This window comes from Solibacillus ferritrahens (genome assembly GCF_037027585.1).
GTDB classification, from domain to species: Bacteria; Bacillota; Bacilli; order Bacillales_A; family Planococcaceae; genus Solibacillus; species Solibacillus ferritrahens.
In genome coordinates this window covers 1-1,971 of record NZ_JAXCLE010000046.1, presented here as the reverse complement: position 1 = coordinate 1,971, position 1,971 = coordinate 1, and the positions used below count along the sequence as shown (strand labels likewise).

The 1,971-nt window shown below is 52.4% G+C and carries 2 rRNA genes; both read left to right on the top strand.

Going from position 1 to position 1,971, the window contains the following annotated elements:
• Positions 1–1,679: ribosomal RNA gene (locus SNE38_RS19005) — 23S ribosomal RNA — on the top strand; the annotation flags it as partial.
• Between the two features lie 187 nt (positions 1,680–1,866).
• A 5S ribosomal RNA gene (gene rrf / locus SNE38_RS19000) occupies positions 1,867–1,971 on the top strand; the annotation flags it as partial.

Here is a 1,971-nt window from a genome sequence, read left to right as displayed (position 1 = left end):
GCGTTGAAGTCAGACCGGAAGGACTGGTGGAGCGATTAGAAGTGAGAATGCCGGTATGAGTAGCGAAACATGGGTGAGAATCCCATGCACCGTATGACTAAGGTTTCCTGAGGAAGGCTCGTCCGCTCAGGGTTAGTCGGGACCTAAGCCGAGGCCGATAGGCGTAGGCGATGGACAACAGGTTGATATTCCTGTACCACCTCCTCACCGTTTGAGAAATGGGGGGACGCAGTAGGATAGGGTAAGCACGCCGTTGGTTGCGCGTGTTCAAGCAGTAAGGCGTGTATGTAGGCAAATCCGCATACTATAACGTTGAGCTGTGATGACGAGCTCTTTAGAGCGAAGTTCCTGATTTCACACTGCCAAGAAAAGCCTCTATCGAGGTGAGAGGTGCCCGTACCGCAAACCGACACAGGTAGTCGAGGAGAGAATCCTAAGGTGTGCGAGAGAACTCTCGTTAAGGAACTCGGCAAAATGACCCCGTAACTTCGGGAGAAGGGGTGCTTCTTTGGGTGCATAGCCTAGAGAAGCCGCAGTGAATAGGCCCAGGCGACTGTTTAGCAAAAACACAGGTCTCTGCAAAACCGTAAGGTGACGTATAGGGGCTGACGCCTGCCCGGTGCTGGAAGGTTAAGAGGAGCGGTTAGCGCAAGCGAAGCTGTGAATTGAAGCCCCAGTAAACGGCGGCCGTAACTATAACGGTCCTAAGGTAGCGAAATTCCTTGTCGGGTAAGTTCCGACCCGCACGAAAGGCGTAACGATCTGGGCACTGTCTCAACGAGAGACTCGGTGAAATTATAGTACCTGTGAAGATGCAGGTTACCCGCGACAGGACGGAAAGACCCCGTGGAGCTTTACTGTAGCCTGATATTGAATTTTGGTACAACTTGTACAGGATAGGTAGGAGCCAGAGATCCCGGAGCGCCAGCTTCGGAGGAGGCGTCGGTGGGATACTACCCTGGTTGTATTGAACTTCTAACCCATGCCCCTTAGCGGGGTAGGAGACAGTGTCAGGCGGACAGTTTGACTGGGGCGGTCGCCTCCTAAAGAGTAACGGAGGCGCCCAAAGGTTCCCTCAGAATGGTTGGAAATCATTCGAAGAGTGTAAAGGCATAAGGGAGCTTGACTGCGAGACCTACAAGTCGAGCAGGGTCGAAAGACGGGCTTAGTGATCCGGTGGTTCCGCATGGAAGGGCCATCGCTCAACGGATAAAAGCTACCCCGGGGATAACAGGCTTATCTCCCCCAAGAGTCCACATCGACGGGGAGGTTTGGCACCTCGATGTCGGCTCATCGCATCCTGGGGCTGTAGTCGGTCCCAAGGGTTGGGCTGTTCGCCCATTAAAGCGGTACGCGAGCTGGGTTCAGAACGTCGTGAGACAGTTCGGTCCCTATCCGTCGTGGGCGTAGGAAATTTGAGAGGAGCTGTCCTTAGTACGAGAGGACCGGGATGGACACACCGCTGGTGTACCAGTTGTCTTGCCAAAGGCATCGCTGGGTAGCTATGTGTGGACGGGATAAGTGCTGAAAGCATCTAAGCATGAAGCCCCCCTCAAGATGAGATTTCCCATTACGCAAGTAAGTAAGACCCCTGAAAGACGATCAGGTAGATAGGTTCGAGGTGGAAGTGCGGTGACGCATGTAGCTGACGAATACTAATCGGTCGAGGACTTAACCACATTTTATTGCACAACTCAATGAAACGTTTATCCAGTTTTGAAAGAATGAATATTTTTTCTAAGGGTTTCAAGACACAAGCTAGTCGAGGAAACGACTGAGTGATTGAAGGAGCGTACTTAAGTACGTGACTGAAAGAGCGAGGGAAGTTGACGAAGGATAGCGCCGTGTATTGGAAGCCGACTATAGTGAAGTGATGATGGCAAAGAGGTCACACCCGTTCCCATACCGAACACGGAAGTTAAGCTCTTTAGCGCCGATGGTAGTTGGGGGCTTCCCCCTGTGAGAGTAGGA